Genomic DNA, 18,974 nt, shown 5'->3' with positions numbered 1-18,974 from the left:
TATATTTCTTTTCTTTATAAATTGAAAGATTATTCTGTAAAAATTCCCCATCTTTTTCAAATGCGATCCACCTCTAAGCATTTCGTTTTAAATTTATAAAAATATATGCTAGCCTAAATATAAAGGAGATGAATAAATATGAGTTTATTGCATAACGGTTTAACATTTTTAAACTTTGATGATACGTATTTATTACAAAATAAACTACATTCTTATTCACATGAAGATATTGATTTTACTCATTTAGAACACGCAAATCTATATTGCGAAAACACTTCTTTAATGCATATAAAAAGAGTATTAAATCGTAGAAAGAATAAAGGAATTACTTTTATAGGTTCTGGAAATTATCATTATGTATCTCATTTATTATTAGAAGAAATAGACAAACCTTTTACCCTTATACTATTTGATCATCATACTGATATGAACTTAAAGGAAGCAAATGAGCAGACTCTTATTTCCTGCGGATCTTGGGTATCATTTTCTCTTCGAAATAATGATAATTTAAAGAAGGTAATCATTATTGGGCCTTCTTCTCTTACAATTCATTCTAATGATTGTCCATACGTAGAAATTTTTCCAATTGATATATCACATGAAGTATCCATACATACAATACTTTCACATATTCATACAGAAACAATATATGTAAGCATTGATAAAGATGTTTTAGATCCAAAAGTTACTATTACCAATTGGGATCAAGGGCACATGAAATTATCTAGACTTTTACAATTTATTCATTCTCTAATTATGAATAAATCTATTTATGGTATTGATATTTGCGGTGAACTCCCAGTTTATCCTTCTCAACTTTTCTTACCTAAATATAAAAATGCTATTCAGAAAAATGAACAAGCAAACTTACAAATTTTAAAAACAATTTATGAAACGAACTTACATATTCAATATGCATAAAAAGAACGAGTACCTTATAAGGTACTCGTTCTTTTTATGCGCGATTTTCTTTTAACCACTTCGTAATCGCATCTAATCTCGAAACATCAAAACGACTCTCTTCACACACATGTAAACTGTTTAAGTTATTTACAATTTCTAGTTCATTCGTTTTTACACTTTTCGCTTCAATTATTTTGCAGTACCCGTCTGTAATGGCATTTAAATTTTCATAATAACGTTGAAACGATTTTGATATATGTAAATGTTTTTCAAAGTTTCTTCTTCTTTTTGTCTCGTCAAATTCTTTCCGTTTTCTAAGTTCTTCATCATTCGTATATAAATAAAAATATTGATCAGGAAAACCAATTTCCCTATTAATCAGTTTTTCTTTATAAAAGTTTTCTATTAAAGATAATGGCTGATCAAATATTTCAAAATGGAAACACCAATTATAACTAAGCGGCTGATAAATGTCTCCATCAAGTATTATTAATTTATATTGCTCTGACTTCTGCATTGCTATTTTCCAGCGCTCTACTTGTTTTTCAAAATACCATGTTCTATGTTCATTTTTTGGTCTTTCAAATAATAAATTCACTTCAGGTATAATATAAGCACCATAATTCTTTTCTAACTCACGACACGTTGTGCTCTTACCAACCGCACTCGCTCCTTCAAACGCTATAATCCCCATAGTTTCTCCCTCTTTCATTAACTAAAATCTCGTTGTTTCGATTTTCTCCCCCATAACTGTTTCCATAAAACAATTGAAGCGATGGAGAGCATTATTGTTGTAATGATACTCCCCTCAATTCCGAATGAGCCTCCATGAAAGAGCTCCGATCCGTTTGCTACAGGTCTAAAAAGTGGTGTAGAATACATCTCCATTCCACTAACCGCAAAACCGAATACGTTATATTGTGCCCAATTCCAAATGGAATGCCACGCACATATACCCCAAAGACTACTGTCTTTCAAAACGTAAAAAGCTGCAAACACACCAACTAATATTATATTCGATATTGAAAGAATTGTAATACCTGGATTTAGTAAATGAAGAAAACCAAATAAAAAAGAAGTTACAACAATACCGACCCATATACGGCTTCTAACAGAAAGAACCGGAAATAACCAACCTCGAACAACAATTTCTTCTGTCGCACCTTGTATTAAAAAAGCAACTAAAGAACCCACAATTCCAAGCATAGCGGTTGGTGTAATTTGTTGCATTTGTAGTTGTACATTTCCAGTTAATAAAAGTAGCAAGACTGGTATTGAAATGAAAACAAAACCTATTAATGCACCTTTCAAATATTTTCTTATCCATTGATTCCTCCAAAAGCCAATAGATGCAATTGATCTTTTTTCTACGAATCTAATCCATAAAAAAACAAAAAATATAGCACCCCCAAATGTCAATATCATCTCAATATTGCTATAAATCGCCTTCATTAAAAGTGTTTCTGCTTTCGGTAAAAACAACATAAATAACATAAACAATTCACCTAAAGTTAAAAATAAAATTGCAAGTATAACAGCGAATACTGGATGAACTTTTCTTCTTCCTTCTTTGGCTGCTTCCAATATTTTGAATTGAGTAGACTGCAATATTCTCGCCTCCTTAATAAATCAACAATATTCTTGTACTCTATATCGTTTCCTTAATACAAATCCTCAATAAAAATGTTCTCAGTTTAGCATAAACCAAAATTAGGAATAATATATAAATAAAAGAGATGTTTTTGTGTCTTTTACCATCCTATTTTAGACTGGTATTACCAGCACTTGCTATTTCCCACCATTTGTTGTAAGATAGTAATTAAGGTCAATTTAACAGTATATTTTCTTTGCATATTATCAAGTATCAATCAGGAACATTTTATATTCCTTATGGGTTTTTGATAATATGTGAAATTTTATTTTTCATTCAAATAAGGCCGAACATATTGTAATCTTTTTAATTTTTAGGAGGCATTACCATGACATTAACAGGTAAAGTAAAATGGTTTAACAGCGAAAAAGGTTTCGGTTTCATCGAAGTTGAAGGTGGCAACGACGTATTCGTTCACTTCTCAGCTATCACTGGCGACGGCTTCAAATCTCTTGACGAAGGTCAAGAAGTTAGCTTCGAAGTTGAAGACGGTAACCGTGGACCTCAAGCTAAAAACGTTGTAAAGCTATAATTCAAACAATAAAAAGGTTGTTACCAGCACGGTTAACAACCTTTTTAATATATAACTAAAATTTTTTACATAAAAGGAGTGGTTACATGTATCGCAATCGAAAGAACGATGTAGCAGAAGTACCACCAGAACAAACCCCTGTCTGGGAATGTGAAGCAGAGGATTGTTTAGGATGGATGAGAAAGAACTTTTCATTTGAAGAAGAGCCTAAATGCCCTTTATGTAAAAGTAGCATGAAAAGCGGAGAACGTTTATTACCTAAGTTAGGTTAATTTTTTACTTAACCCCTCTTATTTAAGAGGGGTTTTTTATTATAAATTTATATCTTCAACATCCGTTCGAACTATAGAATACAATAATGCATCATGTTGCTTATTTCCTTGATGAATATATCCACGTAATAATCCTTCTTTATGAAAGCCTATTTTAGATAACATTTTACAAGAAGTAACATTTTCAGGGTATGTAATAGCACCAATTCTAAATAAGCCTAAATCTTGAAATCCATAACGAATAATTTCCCTGGCTGCTTCTGACGCATAACCATTCCCCCAATAACGAGGATGTAAGTCATATCCAATTTCAGATCGTTTACTCCATAATTGTAAATTATTTAATCCAATTGTACCTATTAAAGTATTTGTTTCTTTTAATACAATCCCCCATCGTATTGCCTTTTTCTCAAAGTAATTTTTTGAAAAAGATTCAATCATACGTGAAGCTTGTCCAAACTCTGTAAAAGAATTCATACCGTAATAACACGTTACCTCATCCAATGAAAAGATTTCATATATTTTTTGACAATAAGATTGTTCTATTTCAACTAAACGCAAACGTTCTGTTTCTAATATAGGAAATGTCATAGGATCACTCCTTTCTTTCTACTTATTCATTATAGCAGAAAAAATATTTATAATTAGGAAAGTCCTCAATGTCCCATTAATCAAATATTTCAAGAGTAGCCTCCCCTCTTAATTCAATACGAACTAAGAGTAACCCTTCTTGCATTTACATGATGCGAAAAATAAAGAGATGATTATAGTACACTGATCATCTCTTTATTCCATACTCACTTTTCCCTTCTAAAGCAACACCCTACCCCATACATTTATGGTGAAATATAGTCAATACATTATTTTATTGTGGAGGTGTAAATTTCCTTTGTATATATTCATCGGTTTATCCCTCTTACTCATATTACTCATATTTTTATTCGCAAAAAAGTTCACTCCAAACTCATTTATGATGACTAGTTTTAAAGGCAATAGCTTTAAAACATTTTTAATCAGCATTTTAATCGCCGCTACTCTTTCTCTTTCATATGGAATCTATCACGCAGCAACATATCAACCTAAACATCTAGATATCACATTACAAAATCAAAACTTTACTGTTTTCGGTAACGTTGGAGAGCTTGGATATTTCTCAGAAGAATTACTAAAAAAAGATACAGAAGTTAAGCTACATTTTGCCTCTTGGAAACCAATGCAATTAAATAATCCAGAAATAATAGTAAACTATCCTTCAGGTAAACAGGAAACATGGAAACCGAACATAACATTACTTCCTGCCAATAAATTAAAAGAGAAACATGGTATAAAAGAGCTTTATCAACTCTCATCATATTCATTTAAAGAATCCGGTAACATAACATTAATGATTACTGAGAATCATACAACGAATAAAAAGATCTCAATTCAAGTGAAATAAATAAAATGTCCCTCCAGCATAACGGAGGGACATTTTATTTATATATGTATGCTATATTAATTTGTCGGTTCATTTAATGTTGCAATTATCTTATTTGCAGTGTTCTTTCCATTTCCAATACACGCACCAATACCGACACCGTAATATGAGGCACCCGCTAAGTATACATTAGGATATAGATCCGTCATTTTTTCTTGTAATGTTTGAACTGCTTGATTATGTTCTAAATGATATTTCGGCATTAAATCTTTCCATTTTGTCACTTCAACTACTTCTGGTTCACCTTTAATTCCGAGACTCTTTTCAATATCATATAAAGCGACTCGTACTAGTTCTTCTTCATTATAATTTTTAATCGTTTCATATACCGGATTCGTACTCTTATAAAACATTCTCACTAATAGCTTTTGGTTTCCAGATGTATGTTTCCACTTCCGGCTTGTCCATGTACAAGCATCACAATGTAAATCACTGTTTTCTGTTACGATAAATCCTGTGCCGTCCGCTGGTAATTGTTCATCTAGTATGTCAAATCCTAAGTAAATACTTATAAGTGATGAATTTTTAAATGTATGAAACTGCTCGTTTAACTCATTAGACTGTAATAAAGTTTCTGCGATATCATGCGGAGTTGCTAAAACAACATAATCAGCTTGGATTGATTCTTGATTTGCAAAGGAGACTTCATAGCGATTACCTTGTTTACTTACAGCTGTCGTTACAACACCCTTCTTAACAACCGTCTCAGTCAGCACTTCTTCTAAACGATCAATAATCGTAGATAATCCACCTTTAAATGATACGAACTTTTTATTTCCTGCTGATTGAAACTGCTTTTTATTCTCTTCAAAACCTTTAATAATACTTCCATATTTATTTTTATAATCCAGTAAATACGGTAGTGTAGACGCCATAGTAAGCTCATTCAATTTACCAGAATATACACCTGAAAGCACCGGAGCAATTTGTCTTTCTACTAACTCTTTCCCTAAAAAGCTTTCTAAAAATACAGCAAGAGAAGTATCTTTTGTAAACTCTTTATTTTTCGTTATGAAATCTTTTAAAGCAACAATTTTCCCTTTCGTTGATACTAGCGTACTGCTAAACAACGACTCGACACTCATCGGTATCCCAAATATAGTGTCAGAAGGAATTGGATGTAAAATATTATCAGAATATATGTAAGAAATACCCGTTTCATTATACACCATTTCTTCTTCTAAATTTAAATCTTTTATAAGCGGCATGACATGTTCATTACGAGCAACGATAGAATCTGCTCCGGATTCCATAATAAAATCCTTTTCTTCTACACTATGGATTTTCCCACCTAAGTACTCTTCTTTTTCTACAAGGATTAAATTTAAATCTATATTATAATCCTTTTTTAATTTTTCTAAATAAAACATAGTAGAAAGTCCCGTTATACCTCCACCGATGACAACAACTGTTTTCATATGTATTGCGCTCCTAACCGATACAATTAATAATTCCTTTATTATTATACCCAAAAGTCCTTATATTCGACTAGCAACTTGCGCATTCTGTAAGAAATTAGACAATATATCTGAATAAATTTTCGGTTGATCATTATGTACTAAATGACCGGCAAACGGAATAACGGCAATATGAATATTTCCGTTTAATTGTTTGAACGTTGTAGCAGCTGTAACTTCATCTTCTGAATCTCCCCCAACAATACAGAGTGTAGGTATTTGAAGATTCGCTACATCACCAGTTTCATCGAAAGGATACCAATCTTTAACTTGCCACGATTCAAGCAATGCTTTCCAATCACTTTTTTCATGAATTTTATTCATATACGTTATAACTTCTTCATTTTTCATCAATTGCTGATGACACTTCGCTTCATACTCCAGAGACTCTTCCCAATTATCCCTCTTAACTGGAAATATACCTGAAAAAGTTAATGTTCTCACTTTCTCTGGATACTTTTTTGCAAATAATAAAGCGACTAATCCTCCTAGTGAAACACCAGCTATATGACATCTATCAATTTGTAGATGCTCTAACGTATCATATAAGTCCTTTACAGAACGTAGGAAATAGTTCTCCAATGTCCCCCCTGATTTTCCATGCCCTCTTAAATCAGGGCGAATGACTTGATAATTTTGTTCTCCAAAAAGTGCTGCCTGCTCTTCATATTCTACTAAACCTGTCATACCTCCAGAGTGTAAAAGTACAATTGGTTCTCCTTCACCTGAAATGTGTGCATGTAATATCATATATTCCCCTCTCATAAAACAGAATATTCCATCTATTATTAGTATATAGAATATACATCTGAATTTCCAAATAAAAAAGAACTATAACATTTTCACATCATGTCATAGTTCTTCCTATTTTAAAAACATAAAGTAATTAATTAATTTGTCTATTTCTTGACTTAATGCCAATACTTTTTCATGTTGAATTCCGTAATCTGATACTAAATATAAAAGTTCTTCTTTCTTTATTTCAATTACTTTTTCCAATTTTACTAATTCCATGTCGTTTTATTTCTCTCTCCAATACTAAAATGTATGTATTTTAGTATAGCCTATTTACATAATTAGTAAAAGTAAAATACTCATGTAAAATCTTACATATTTTAAAATAATATACTAACAACAAATAAATTTATATTTTGTACCTTAATACAGACCATTAGGCTTCATTACGTCTTCATAACAAATCGGAATTTCTCTAAAGTTATATCTTTATATTTTGGAGCCCTCTTAATATGATCAAAGTAACTATATGAGAATTTAAAGACATGTCCAAAATCCCAATCAATTGACAAGCCACCTTTTAAAACAGTTTTATTTTCCATCTTTTTATCCCCCGTAATAAAAATCACTTTATACTCATCCTAAAGATGGCGTCAATACAAATAAAATATGATTGGATTCATCACTTTTATTCAAAAAACGATGTTTCACATTTGGTGGGATACGTACAACATCTCCTTCTTCTAAGAAGTACTCTTTTCCTTCTAACTCCACATAAACTTCTCCTTTCATAACAACAGCAATTTCTTCTTTATCTTCATGTGAATAGTGATTTTCCGTTGTATTTGCTTGTTTATTTAGGTCCATCATTAACATTTCAATACGCGCTTTCATAAAATCAGGTGTTAATACATCGTATACGATGTGATCGTTATTTTCTCGATATACTTTCTTTCTATCTTTCTTCTTAGAAATGAGTGAATCTGTATCAATCTCATTAATAAATAGTGTAAATAGCGGTACATTTAACGCTTTCGCTATTAATTCCAATACACTTAACGAGGGATTTGCATGTCCTCGTTCAATTTGACTAATTAATGAAGTACTAATTCCTGCATAATCCGCAAATTCGCGAATTGTCATCTTATTTTTCTTACGATAACTTAATACAGTTTGTCCAAGCCTATCATGTATCATAGTAAATCCTTCCTTCGTCCATCATAATATATATTTTATCGCTTTTGTGCTGACTTACTAAACAAAGGCAAATAATCCTTTTCTATCGTCTCCGAGACTTATATACTTACCTTTGTACATTTTATCATATTTAGTTTATTATATTAGACAATCTATCGGAGGGACAAACTTTGAAATCACCTATTCTTTCATATTGCATCTTATTTTTCGGTGTATTCGCCTTATCAACTTCAGCGATTTTTGTAAAATTGGCAGATGCTCCTGCAACTATCATTGCTTTTTATCGATTATTTTTCGCTGCATTAATTCTGTTACCATTATTACTTTTTAATCGAAACAATCGAAACGAACTAAAAACAATAACAAGAAGACAATGGGGATTCGGATTCATTTCTGGGCTATTTTTAGCTGCACATTATGTACTATGGTTTGAATCGTTACAATATACTTCTGTAGCAAGCTCTACTGTTATCGTAACGTTACAACCTTTATTCTCAATGATTGGTGGTTATTTTTTATTCAAGGAGAAGTTTGCGAGAGGCGCGATTATCGGTTGTCTCATTGCTATTTCAGGAAGTATCGTTATCGGATGGCAAGACTTCCAAATTAGTGGAGAAGCTTTATACGGAGATATTTTAGCGTTTATTGCGGCCGGAATTATTACCGCATACTTTTTCATTAGCCAATATGTTCGTAAAGATTTATCACTTATACCGTATTCGATAATTAGTTATGGGAGTAGTGCCTGTTTTCTTGGTGTATTCTCTTACATGCAAAACGAATCTTTCATCCACTACTCTACACAAACTTGGCTGTGCTTTATTGGCTTAGCATTTATTGCTACGATTTTAGGGCAAACGATTTTTAATTGGTTATTAAAATGGATGAGTGCTACTGTAATCTCCATGAGCATTTTAGGAGAAACAATTGGGACTTGTATACTAGCGTACTTTATATTAAATGAGACTATTTCTTTACAACAAGGACTAGGCATTACAGTTATTTTTATTGGTCTTGCATTATTTTTATTACAACCAAATTCTAATAAAAAAGCATGACATTATACTGTCATGCTTTCACTATCCATTATGTACAATTAAACCATCAGGTCTAAAACGACTCATCATAATTTCATTAATAAACTTTCCGTGAGCTTTCAAATTTCCTATCTTTACTCCCTCTTCTACAAATCCGAATTTTTCATATAGAGTTTTCGCTTTAGGATTCGTTTCTAAAACACCTAGTTCTACTCTCTCTAACATTAACCAATTATCAGCCAAATCAAGCATTTTTGTAAGAAGAGCTTTTCCAATGCCTTTATTATGATATTCACTATCTACCCCGATAAACAAATCACCCGAATGAGATCTACGTCCAGGACTTTGGGTTAACCCAACAAATCCTACAACTTCCCCATCATACTCTGCGACAAATTCAAATTGATTTGGTGCTAAATTTCGAATTCTATTTTCCATCGCATCTACACGCATGCTAGGTAAGAAAACCATATAAGGTAAAACGTCATCTTGTATGCATATACGGTGAATCGCTCTGGCATCTTGTATTTCTACTGCTCTTACTTTGATCGTCATATTTTCTTCCCTCCGTATTCTTAACAATACATATATTCATTCTAGCCTCCTGCATGAAATCCCTTCTCTCCTTTATTTCTTTATGTTATTTTTATATAATTATTTCGGCATAATATTAGCTTTACGAACAAACTTATCTACATTAAACCGGTTAACTTTTTACTTTATTATATAATGCAAGCAGCTTTTCCATTGGAATACCATTTACTTTCATACCGGCTATATCACAATTTTCTATTTCAATATTCTTCAAGTTACTATTATGTATTACACTACCTTGTAAATCACAATTATCAAATAAAATAGGTTCCTTCTCATCTCCAAGACTTGTATCTTTAAATTGAACTCCACCTAAAGTCACCAAACTAAATTTACTGCCAGAAAGATTTAAATCTGCATATGAAGAACTTCTAAAATTAATATTTCTAAACTTGGATTGACTTACATTACAATTGCTCATATTCATATTCCTTATATTACTACCAATAAATGAACTATTTTTTAAATTTACTTGATAATACTCGGTATTTTCCAAGTTACAGTTTTCATATTGGCTATTTTTCATGTCTTCATTTTTAAATACACTTTCTTTGTTTGAGCTCGTCCCTATTCTTTTCACGTAACAATGCTCATCTTCTGATTCAAAAATTGTTTGGTAACCCATCTTTTTATAAAAATGATGATTATTAAGTTGTCTACTAGATGTTTCAAGATCCCAAATCCTTATGCTTGGATACTCCGCTTCTATTAATTTAATAACATTTGATCCAATTCCTTTTCCTTGATAAACAGGCTCTACAAAAATACGATCAATCCGGCCATATGACTTACCTGAGATCGTAACTATAATTCCCCCGATTATTTTTCCATCCATTATCACTTTGTAACAGTTCAATTTTCCTTGCTTTCACCATAATTGTTCACTCCTAACAGTTTACATTTCACCCTAATTGTTTATTTAATTATATTACATCTATAAGAATCAATTCACATATTTCTGGAAATCAATCCACATACTATAGATAAATCAAATGAAATTTGGAGGATTCACACATGAATAACAAAAATGTAAATAAAAAAGAAAATGTTATCGAAAACGCTACTTCTATTCAAAATAATAATACTGCAAATCTTACTATCGAAGAACAAGCAATGAACGGCTTATATGGAATGCCAGAAACCGATATTGAAGATGCTGATCATGCTGCATCTGATGATTTGACTTCAAAAAATTAATTACATTGAAAAAGCCAAGGAAAGTATCCTTGGCTTTTTCAACTACGCATCCACTTTTTGTATCTCTTCACTCTTCCTTGAAAGTTTTCCTGGCCAAAAAGCAAAGCGGCCTAAAACGACTGTGATTGCCGGTACAAGTAGTGGTCTTACAATAAACGTATCTAGTAATACACCAATTGCTGTTACAATACCAAATTGAACGAGCACTTGAATTGGAAGTGTTCCTAATACAGCAAAAGTTCCGGCTAAAATTAAACCTGCAGATGTAATGACACTACCTGTTTGTATAACGCCATTTTTTACTGCATCCAAATGATTTTGTGTCTTTCTGTTTTTCCATATTTCTGAAACCATAAAGATATTATAATCTTCACCTAAAGCAACTAGAAATACAAATGCGTATAACGGTATTGCACCTTGAATGGCCGGTGCTCCCATACCGAAGTGAAGTAATATCCATCCGGCTCCTAATGCAGAGAAAAATGATAAAACAACAGTTACAATTAAATAAATCATCGCGACAATTGATCGTAGGTAAACAAGTAATAATAAAGCTATAATACTAATCATTACTGGAATAATAACCGCTTCATCACGTTCTGTAATTTGCTTTGTATCATATAATGAAGCCGTTTCTCCGCCAATCCATAGTCGATCTTCTGCATTACTAAGTCCAGCGTCTTTTAATACTTTTTCTACACGAGTTTTCAATTTAGGGATTTGATCTAATGCTTCAATTGAGTATGGATTTTCAGCTAAAGAAACCTCATACATTTTAATTTGCTTATTTTCTTTCCCCTCTTTTGGGTCTTTCACTGTTTTTACGAAAGAAAATTTCTCTAGTTCTTGTTTAATAGGAAGCTCTTTTCCTTTCGTGTCAACAACAACTTTTACTGGCGCTAGTTCCCCAGCTGAAAAATGATCACTAATTAACGTAAACCCTTCGCGTGAAGGCATATCTTTAGGAAACGATTCTAATAAGTCATACGTGTATTGAATACGTGGTACAAATGATGCCAATCCACCTAATACAAATACAGTAAGCATAATGATTGTCCACGGTCTACGTACTACAACATCTCCAAGTTTTTTACTAAAGGCACCTTTTGATTTTTTAACTTTTACTACTTTCTTTTTCCTTCTTGCTAATTCCTCATTCATCGAAGTTGTTCTCGGTACAAACGGGAAGAATGCAGCTCTACCGAAAATTAATAATAACGCTGGTAAAATTGTTAAAGCAGCGATTCCCATAATAAATACAGCAACACTAAATGGTACTGCAAATCGATGGAAGGCACCATAATGAGCAAGTAATAATGTTCCTAATCCAAGTACAACTGTTAACGCACTCATTATTATTGCCCCGCCAGAAGCTTTAATTGCAAGTTGCAGCGCCTTATATTTGCTTTCTTTTTCTAACAAGTACTCCCGATATCTCGAAATTAAAAATAAGCAATAGTCCGTTCCAGCACCAAACAATAACACTGTCATGATTGATATCGCTTGGGCATCGACTTTAATCCATCCGTGATCAGCTAAAAAACCGAGTGTAGGACTAATAATACCGTATGCAAAGCCAACAACAAGTAAAGGTAAAATTGCTAAAATTGGTGAACGGTATAGCAAAATTAATAGGACTAATACAAGTAATACAGTAGCAACTAACAATTTCACATCTGCTTGACTAAATAAACTAACTGCATCTGTTTGAATGCCTACTGGTCCAGATAATCGAACATGTAATCCAGAATCACTTATTTTTTGTTTAAATGGATCTACATCCACCTTACTATTCACTATCTTTCTTAAATCATCAAGATTTCCTTTTAATATATCTGTTCCAGCTGACTTGTTAAAGAATACTGGTGTAACAAATGATGTACCATCTTTTGATGCACTTTTTGATAATACTTGTTCCGGGATTGTATCAAATGGTGGTAACGTTGATTGTTCCTTTAAAGGACTAGCTTTTAACTCTTTATAAACGTCTTGTATGAGTTTATAATCCTGCGACTGTAATCCACCATCTCTATACCATACTACTAATAAAGGATTCCCTGCATTATTCGGAAACTCTTTTTTCATAAGTGCTTCCGCTTGCTGCGACATAGCTGTTTCGGGTAAATTTTTCGGGTTCGGTTCTTTCGTACTATTTACTTGTGGTAACGTAAATGAAAGTAATAATGTAATAAGAATCCATACCGATAAAGTGATCCATTGCGTATTTTTCCCTGCTACAAGCCTCCCTAACATATGTAACGGGTGCTTTTTCATAAAAAACCCACCTTCCTTTTTTCCTCCACTATTAATTATATATACTGGTCGGTTAATTAATCAAGAATGAATAAAAATTATGTTATAATTATCTAAACAATACATGTCAGGAGCGAATGGATTTGGAACAAAAACAACGCCCTCTTGGAAGGCCTCGTCAAAATAAAAATATAAAATCTACAAAAGAAACCATTTTAGAAGTTGCAACTCGGTTATTTCTTACTCAAAATTATCAAGTCGTTTCTATGGAGGAAGTAGCAAAAGTTTGTGGTGTTACGAAAGCAACCGTCTACTATTACTATTCAACAAAAGCAGATTTATTTACCGCTACTATGATTCAAATGATGGTACGTATACGTGAGAATATGTCGCAAATCCTTTCTACAAATAAGACTTTAAAAGAAAGATTATTGGACTTTGCTAAAGTTTACTTACATGCCACAATGGATATCGATATGAAAAATTTTATGAAAGATGCAAAACTATCTTTATCTGAAGAACAATTAAAAGAATTAAAAAAAGCTGAAGATAGCATGTATGAAGTATTAGAAAAAACACTCGATAAAGCGATGCAACTTGGAGAAATCCAAAAAGGAAACCCTAAATTTGCCGCTCATGCATTCGTATCTTTATTATCAATTGGGAATTTTAAAGATGAAAATGACAATCCTATTCTTACAAATATAGATGAATTAGCACAAGAAATCGTTTCTTTTTATTGGAACGGATTAGGACGTTAAAATTACATGGGTTTCCTTTAATAAAAAAGCATGTTTGTATTTCTTCAAACATGCTTTTTTATCATTTAAGTATTTTATTTATATACCAACAATTAGACTACACTTTAGCATCCATTATTAAAAAATTATTATCTTCGACTTTTACAAATTTTGAAGTTGAATCTTTATATTCCCCTTACTTAATCCCCCATGGTAACAAACTACAGATTTAATATCTAGATTTAAATACTTCTTCAAAGACTCCTGCGCTTCTTTAATATTTAAAGTTGTTGGGGCGTGAATTCCTCCTAACTTTCCATTCACACTATACATCGAGTCTCCTGCAATAAGAGTTTTACTTTGTTTCAAATATAAACTAATATGCCCCGGAGTATGCCCTGGAGTATGGAGAATTAGTATTCCACCACAATACGGAAGTTCTTGCCCGTCAATCACTGTGTCACTCACTTTTCCTTTTGGTGGATTCTCTACATGTACATCTTTCAATAAAGGTAAATCTCCCTCAATATATGGCTTATCTAACTCATGCGCATATACTTTAATATCGCTTACACCATTCTCCAATACATCAGGAAGGCTACCTATATGATCTATATCCTGGTGTGTCAAAATCACAACTTTTAGCTTATCAACAGATACCCCAACTCTCTCCATCTCTACTTGTATATCTTCGAATTGTCCAGGAAAACCAGTATCTATTAAAACTGCCATTTCATCATTCCATAAAAGAATTGGGTGAATGATAAATTCTTGAAATTTAAGTTGTAACATTTCTACCCCTTTAGCAATCTCCATACAGCAATTCTCCTTTATAACTGAAGTTTGAAAATATGTACGAGTAAACTGAAAATATAAAGCACCGCTATCTCATAATATGTTTTGTCATCCCAATAGAGAATGCTTCAAACCCTATAGATTCATAATAAGATTGCAATTTTTCCACACACATAAGTTGCGGAATAACCTTGTTTTGTTCGCAGTGATGGATTAATCGTTTCACTATGTCTTTTCCAATACCAATATACTGATACTCCGGCATTACACATACACCGCAAATAACACCTGTTATTACACCATCTGATATAACACGCCCCATACCAATTAATTGTTGCTCTTTAAATGCGTATATTGCATACCAACTTTGTTTACACATTTGTTCTAATTCATTCACTGTTAATTTAAGAGAATTCCATCCTAAAGATTCATATAAAGCTAATAATTCATTAAATTTTGTAGGATGTTCACTTGTGTAATGTATACTATTTTTCATGTAAATACTCCCTATTCTATAGTTTGTTAATGTTCCATAAAATTCCCCTTATGAAAATTGCGATTGACGTGAAAATAACTAGAACAAACTTCAATAAGAAAGATAGAATTCCTTCTCAACCTAAAATAAAAAGAAGTTACCTCACTTGAGATAACTTCTTTTATGTAAGACTCTCATTATATTATTAACCAAAAATTATACAACTACATACGATAAGCACAAACAAAACTAATAAACCATTTGAGAAATAACCCATAGAATACTGCCCCTTTATTAAATTATGTAAAAGATTTTATCATAAAATGATTTACAACATAATAACTGAAAAAGACATTCTATTCATTAGTTACGTATATTTAGTAATATTTTAATTTCTAGTCATATTCTCATTGTTTTTTATTGTACTAGAAACTAAAAAGAATTCTCTTCTCCTTTTCATCCCTCACCTAAAAGTCCTTACTAGACGCTTCTATTCTATAGAAAATTACACTTTTATAAATCCAAAAAGATTAATATATGGTAAAATGGATTAAACAGCTCTACACTTTACTTTCAACAATAAGGAGACCTGCTTATGAAGGCGAATCTAAGTACAATAAAAAAATACTTAAACAGTGAGGAAAATATTCTTTCTACACTCTACTGCGTAATAAATTTTGGTTATATGAGCCGATCTGGTATTTTAGCTGCTACAAATAAAAGATTATTGTTCTGTTCTGATGCTATGTTTGGAAAAGGACTAAAATGGGAATTCAAATACACTGAAATAGAAGATTTCAGTCATACGGATGGGGTTGTATTAGAGATGTCTGCAATCCCTTTTATCAAAAAAATAACTATGAACCATGGAGACGATTTTATTGTATTTGATAATTTTTCAAGCCCACAAAACGTACAATCCTTTTTTAAGTTGGTTCAATCCAAGCAATAAACATATCAAGACTCTTACATATACCATATTCCTTGGCATGGTAAAGCTTATAGAATGTATAAAGAGGGTTGCATTTGCACCCCTCTTTGTACATATCACTGTTTTACTTTAAAATCTCTTTTTCACACATAGCTCTACTTATATTTTTTCTTTTGACTCATAATACCTTCTTAATTTTCATAATGTTTTCACCTAACTAAGCGTATGATTTAGATTATCTTCATTATGCATGCTACAATCTTTCAATAGATCACATTTAATATTATATAATTTTTATAGTTAGATAATACAAATTTATTTACGCTACTTTTACAGCTTTATTCTTCAAAATAAACTTTGCAAATAAGAAACGCACAAGTGGCCCCATAATAATTAATTGTAATGGATATGCCATTATGAAATTTTTAATAAAAATCGAAAAATAAATTGAAACAAATGAATCTCCTTGTAGTCCACCATGTAAATGCATCATAGCCATACCGAAAAATGACATAAAGAACACCATTCCGATTACCATAGTTGTCGCCATTGCAACGATAATATTTATTTTCTTAGATTTATCAAATGGAAACATGAATACAATTTTTTTCGCACAAGGTCCAACGATACATATTTCAATTAATAGCGCAATAATAAATGCAATTAGTAGTTCTAATGCGATCTCCTTAATATGAATTGGCCCTCCTGATCCATTCGTTAGTAAATTGTAAAACGTCATTACGATAACCATCCCAAGGCACATCATCATACCAAATTGGAGGTTTTCCTTTCTTGTTGTTGGCAAAATTCATCATCCTTTCTCTTTGAGTCTTTGTCATTATATCGATATTGGAAACCTCTTCGTAAGTGAACATTTTGTGAACAAATTTAAAACGTTTTCATATATTTTCTTTACTTTCAACACAAATTCTCACTTTTACTTATAAAGGTTTTATATATTTCAATGTTGAATTACTAAATTTGAACATTACTACTAGGAGGAGAACCATGAATGAACAAGGATTTTTCGTATATCATATCGTAACAAGGAAAAAAATGAAGATTGGACAAAGCATTCAATTTAATAAAAATCAAACGAATACGCTATTCCACTTCTTTTTTGAAAGAAAACATTTAAATTCTAGTGGTGAAGATTCTATACAAATTTTAAAAGAACATTATACAAATGAAGAATTACATATAAAAAATGAAAATGCTACAGTAGTTATGAATTACATGGATCAAACAATTAGAGCCATTAGAGAAACGATTGTAGAAATGGTTAGGCTGCAAGAATATCCTAATTATCCATCAAGATTGTCTTGTTTATATGCTGCTAAAAGCTATGAAGATGCTTTAAAATGGAAAGCATTATTTGATTCTTACAATCGAGAAGTTTTGCAGATTGTTAAACTACGAGTAATCGGAAGTTCTTTTGAAGGTGACGGGAATCTTTTACCGAAAGAAGATGCTATTCCTTTTTCTCAAAAAATGGAACAAGCTAGAGAATATTGGAAAGGAAATGTGAATAACGAACTCCCTGAGCTACTCATTAATGGCGAAATTGAAGTAGTCGAAATTATTGATGACTTTTCCTCAATTCATGTTTAATTTCTAACTAAATCAAATAGGATGGAGATTACAATGATGAAAAAAGTGTACTTCAATCATGATGGTGGTGTAGATGATTTAATTTCACTATTTTTATTACTTCAGATTTAACTATTGAAAAGAGTATTGAATTAAAGTTCAATACTCTTTTTGTGCAATTTAATTATATTGGATTCATGTCGTGTCTTATTGATTATTCATTTCATAACCATTTACAAAAAACGTTATTGTTTCTAGTTCATCTTCATTTAATTCTCTATCTATGTCTCGTTTATACGCTTCCTTTATCTTCCCTTCATCGCCTTTATGTATTTCAGTATAAGTTCCTACTGTTTTTAACATACGAATCTCTTGTAAAAACTCCTCTCGATTTATCGCTTCCCCATGAGAGAGAATATATGTCTCAGCATCAAATTTTTCTAATTCATCTATTAATGCAAACGTTCTTTTCGTCGTGTAGTTCCACTTCGAGGAAAAAATATCTGCATATATACAGTCTCCTAAAAACAATATCTTTTCTTCTTTTATGTACATAACAATTGAATCATGTGCATGATCTCCGCCCACATGTTTTAACACGCAGGTCACCTCACCAAGGTCTAATTCAATTTGATCCTGGAACGTTAAGGTTGGAAGAATAATTTTAATATTTCTCGCTTTTTCTTCAAACTCTTTTTTGATGCAATCCGCACAAAATGCAATTTCCGTACCCTCTTTTACGCGTGCGTCCAACGCTTCATCTGTCCATTCATAAGATACTATTGCCTGCATTTCTTTTTTCGTTTCAGCGTGTGAAATAGTTAATGCATTCTGTAATACAGATAATCCAAAAATATGATCCCAATGCCAATGCGTTAGTGCTACAAAATCAGGATTCGATACATTTTTTTCTTTTAACATTTCTAAAAATAATTGTGCATGTTCCTCTGAATTCCCTGCATCGATCATTAAAGTTTTTTCTTTTCCAATGACCATTCCTAATATAGGTCTATCTGTTTCGGAAACGGGTGTCATATACCAAAATGAGTTTCCTATTTTTTTAATTTGTTGCATCATTTGTTCCTCCATTTACTATTACTCTCTTGAATTATTATCTGTAGAACCTTTATCAAGCACA

The 18,974-nt window shown here is 31.8% G+C and carries 23 protein-coding genes and 2 pseudogenes; 10 read left to right on the top strand and 15 right to left on the bottom strand.

Annotated elements, in window-relative coordinates; all coding sequences use genetic code 11:
* Positions 1-138 precede the first annotated feature (138 nt).
* A complete protein-coding gene (locus tag ACTFSI_RS16220) occupies positions 139-921 on the top strand; it encodes an arginase family protein (RefSeq protein ID WP_242260983.1) in 783 nt (260 codons plus the stop codon).
* A gap of 34 nt (positions 922-955) precedes the next feature.
* On the opposite strand, the gene ACTFSI_RS16215 is transcribed toward ACTFSI_RS16220, so the two are convergent.
* On the bottom strand, positions 956-1,615 hold the full coding sequence (locus ACTFSI_RS16215) for an AAA family ATPase (protein WP_130983644.1): 660 nt from the start codon (positions 1,613-1,615) through the stop codon (positions 956-958).
* Entirely contained in the window at positions 1,615-2,511 is an 897-nt protein-coding gene (locus tag ACTFSI_RS16210) for a CPBP family intramembrane glutamic endopeptidase (protein WP_275894087.1), read from the bottom strand. The genes ACTFSI_RS16215 and ACTFSI_RS16210 overlap by 1 nt, the downstream gene beginning before the upstream one ends.
* 371 nt (positions 2,512-2,882) lie before the next feature.
* Here ACTFSI_RS16210 and cspD point away from each other — a divergent pair, with 371 nt between their 5' ends.
* Positions 2,883-3,086 carry a cold-shock protein CspD gene (gene cspD, locus ACTFSI_RS16205; protein WP_000176368.1) on the top strand — a complete coding sequence of 68 codons (204 nt, stop codon included), beginning with the start codon at positions 2,883-2,885 and terminating at the stop codon, positions 3,084-3,086.
* A gap of 86 nt (positions 3,087-3,172) precedes the next feature.
* The gene (locus ACTFSI_RS16200) at positions 3,173-3,358 is read left to right on the top strand and encodes a cold-shock protein (RefSeq protein ID WP_000286198.1); all 186 of its coding nucleotides are present in this window, start codon (positions 3,173-3,175) and stop codon (positions 3,356-3,358) included.
* Positions 3,359-3,397: 39 nt separating this feature from the next.
* Here ACTFSI_RS16200 and ACTFSI_RS16195 read toward each other — a convergent pair whose 3' ends face one another.
* The gene (locus ACTFSI_RS16195; RefSeq protein WP_044791107.1) at positions 3,398-3,949 is read right to left on the bottom strand and encodes a GNAT family N-acetyltransferase; all 552 of its coding nucleotides are present in this window, start codon (positions 3,947-3,949) and stop codon (positions 3,398-3,400) included.
* A gap of 298 nt (positions 3,950-4,247) precedes the next feature.
* Here ACTFSI_RS16195 and ACTFSI_RS16190 point away from each other — a divergent pair, with 298 nt between their 5' ends.
* On the top strand, positions 4,248-4,796 hold the full coding sequence (locus tag ACTFSI_RS16190) for a hypothetical protein (RefSeq protein ID WP_044791105.1): 549 nt from the start codon (positions 4,248-4,250) through the stop codon (positions 4,794-4,796).
* A gap of 56 nt (positions 4,797-4,852) precedes the next feature.
* Here the strand turns inward: ACTFSI_RS16190 and ACTFSI_RS16185 are convergent, their stop codons facing one another.
* The 5 genes from ACTFSI_RS16185 to ACTFSI_RS16165 all read right to left on the bottom strand — a co-directional run bounded on the left by ACTFSI_RS16185 (position 4,853) and on the right by ACTFSI_RS16165 (position 8,224).
* A complete protein-coding gene (locus tag ACTFSI_RS16185) occupies positions 4,853-6,253 on the bottom strand; it encodes a protoporphyrinogen oxidase (RefSeq protein WP_044791104.1) in 1,401 nt (466 codons plus the stop codon).
* A 60-nt stretch (positions 6,254-6,313) separates the two neighbouring features.
* Entirely contained in the window at positions 6,314-7,042 is a 729-nt protein-coding gene (locus tag ACTFSI_RS16180; protein WP_139896407.1) for an alpha/beta fold hydrolase, read from the bottom strand.
* A 114-nt stretch (positions 7,043-7,156) separates the two neighbouring features.
* Positions 7,157-7,306, bottom strand: coding sequence for an aspartyl-phosphate phosphatase Spo0E family protein (locus ACTFSI_RS16175; RefSeq protein WP_000424361.1), 150 nt, complete (start codon positions 7,304-7,306; stop codon positions 7,157-7,159).
* A gap of 167 nt (positions 7,307-7,473) precedes the next feature.
* Positions 7,474-7,629: a hypothetical protein gene (locus ACTFSI_RS16170; RefSeq protein ID WP_167495102.1), complete on the bottom strand. Its 156-nt coding sequence runs from the start codon at positions 7,627-7,629 to the stop codon at positions 7,474-7,476.
* A 34-nt stretch (positions 7,630-7,663) separates the two neighbouring features.
* The gene (locus ACTFSI_RS16165) at positions 7,664-8,224 is read right to left on the bottom strand and encodes a helix-turn-helix domain-containing protein (protein WP_000581022.1); all 561 of its coding nucleotides are present in this window, start codon (positions 8,222-8,224) and stop codon (positions 7,664-7,666) included.
* Positions 8,225-8,394: 170 nt separating this feature from the next.
* Between ACTFSI_RS16165 and ACTFSI_RS16160 the strand changes: the two genes are divergently transcribed.
* A complete protein-coding gene (locus ACTFSI_RS16160; RefSeq protein ID WP_000841790.1) occupies positions 8,395-9,282 on the top strand; it encodes a DMT family transporter in 888 nt (295 codons plus the stop codon).
* 21 nt (positions 9,283-9,303) lie between these two features.
* On the opposite strand, the gene ACTFSI_RS16155 is transcribed toward ACTFSI_RS16160, so the two are convergent.
* Positions 9,304-9,816, bottom strand: a complete 513-nt coding sequence (locus ACTFSI_RS16155; protein ID WP_000153562.1) for a GNAT family N-acetyltransferase — start codon at positions 9,814-9,816, stop codon at positions 9,304-9,306.
* A gap of 151 nt (positions 9,817-9,967) precedes the next feature.
* Positions 9,968-10,714: pseudogene (locus ACTFSI_RS16150) on the bottom strand (GNAT family N-acetyltransferase); the annotation flags it as partial.
* A 155-nt stretch (positions 10,715-10,869) separates the two neighbouring features.
* Here ACTFSI_RS16150 and ACTFSI_RS16145 point away from each other — a divergent pair.
* Positions 10,870-11,052: a DUF4021 domain-containing protein gene (locus ACTFSI_RS16145; RefSeq protein ID WP_138322035.1), complete on the top strand. Its 183-nt coding sequence runs from the start codon at positions 10,870-10,872 to the stop codon at positions 11,050-11,052.
* A gap of 42 nt (positions 11,053-11,094) precedes the next feature.
* On the opposite strand, the gene ACTFSI_RS16140 is transcribed toward ACTFSI_RS16145, so the two are convergent.
* Positions 11,095-13,326 carry an MMPL family transporter gene (locus tag ACTFSI_RS16140; protein WP_440045496.1) on the bottom strand — a complete coding sequence of 744 codons (2,232 nt, stop codon included), beginning with the start codon at positions 13,324-13,326 and terminating at the stop codon, positions 11,095-11,097.
* Between the two features lie 116 nt (positions 13,327-13,442).
* On the opposite strand from ACTFSI_RS16140, the gene ACTFSI_RS16135 reads away from it, so the two are divergent.
* Positions 13,443-14,066, top strand: a complete 624-nt coding sequence (locus ACTFSI_RS16135; protein ID WP_275894085.1) for a TetR/AcrR family transcriptional regulator — start codon at positions 13,443-13,445, stop codon at positions 14,064-14,066.
* A gap of 141 nt (positions 14,067-14,207) precedes the next feature.
* Here the strand turns inward: ACTFSI_RS16135 and ACTFSI_RS16130 are convergent, their stop codons facing one another.
* The gene (locus tag ACTFSI_RS16130) at positions 14,208-14,861 is read right to left on the bottom strand and encodes an MBL fold metallo-hydrolase (RefSeq protein ID WP_073543468.1); all 654 of its coding nucleotides are present in this window, start codon (positions 14,859-14,861) and stop codon (positions 14,208-14,210) included.
* A 67-nt stretch (positions 14,862-14,928) separates the two neighbouring features.
* On the bottom strand, positions 14,929-15,336 hold the full coding sequence (locus ACTFSI_RS16125) for a GNAT family N-acetyltransferase (RefSeq protein ID WP_000797950.1): 408 nt from the start codon (positions 15,334-15,336) through the stop codon (positions 14,929-14,931).
* A gap of 574 nt (positions 15,337-15,910) precedes the next feature.
* On the opposite strand from ACTFSI_RS16125, the gene ACTFSI_RS16120 reads away from it, so the two are divergent.
* Complete coding sequence (locus ACTFSI_RS16120) at positions 15,911-16,267, top strand: PH domain-containing protein (protein WP_044791090.1); 357 nt, start codon at positions 15,911-15,913, stop codon at positions 16,265-16,267.
* Positions 16,268-16,565: 298 nt separating this feature from the next.
* Here ACTFSI_RS16120 and ACTFSI_RS16115 read toward each other — a convergent pair whose 3' ends face one another.
* Positions 16,566-17,051 carry a DUF2798 domain-containing protein gene (locus ACTFSI_RS16115; protein WP_440045495.1) on the bottom strand — a complete coding sequence of 162 codons (486 nt, stop codon included), beginning with the start codon at positions 17,049-17,051 and terminating at the stop codon, positions 16,566-16,568.
* Positions 17,052-17,254: 203 nt separating this feature from the next.
* Between ACTFSI_RS16115 and ACTFSI_RS16110 the strand changes: the two genes are divergently transcribed.
* Together ACTFSI_RS16110 and ACTFSI_RS16105 are read left to right on the top strand one after the other, a co-directional pair.
* Positions 17,255-17,857, top strand: coding sequence for a DUF2441 domain-containing protein (locus tag ACTFSI_RS16110; protein ID WP_044791087.1), 603 nt, complete (start codon positions 17,255-17,257; stop codon positions 17,855-17,857).
* 33 nt (positions 17,858-17,890) lie between these two features.
* Positions 17,891-17,965 (top strand): annotated as a pseudogene (locus tag ACTFSI_RS16105) (nucleoside hydrolase); the annotation flags it as partial.
* 78 nt (positions 17,966-18,043) lie between these two features.
* Here the strand turns inward: ACTFSI_RS16105 and ACTFSI_RS16100 are convergent.
* A complete protein-coding gene (locus tag ACTFSI_RS16100; RefSeq protein ID WP_242260972.1) occupies positions 18,044-18,910 on the bottom strand; it encodes an MBL fold metallo-hydrolase in 867 nt (288 codons plus the stop codon).
* Positions 18,911-18,974: the final 64 nt, after the last annotated feature.

Source organism: Bacillus cereus group sp. MYBK101-2 (assembly GCF_051918845.1).
Classification (GTDB): Bacteria; Bacillota; Bacilli; order Bacillales; family Bacillaceae_G; genus Bacillus_A; species Bacillus_A paranthracis.
This window is presented reverse-complemented; position numbering and strand designations above follow the sequence as displayed.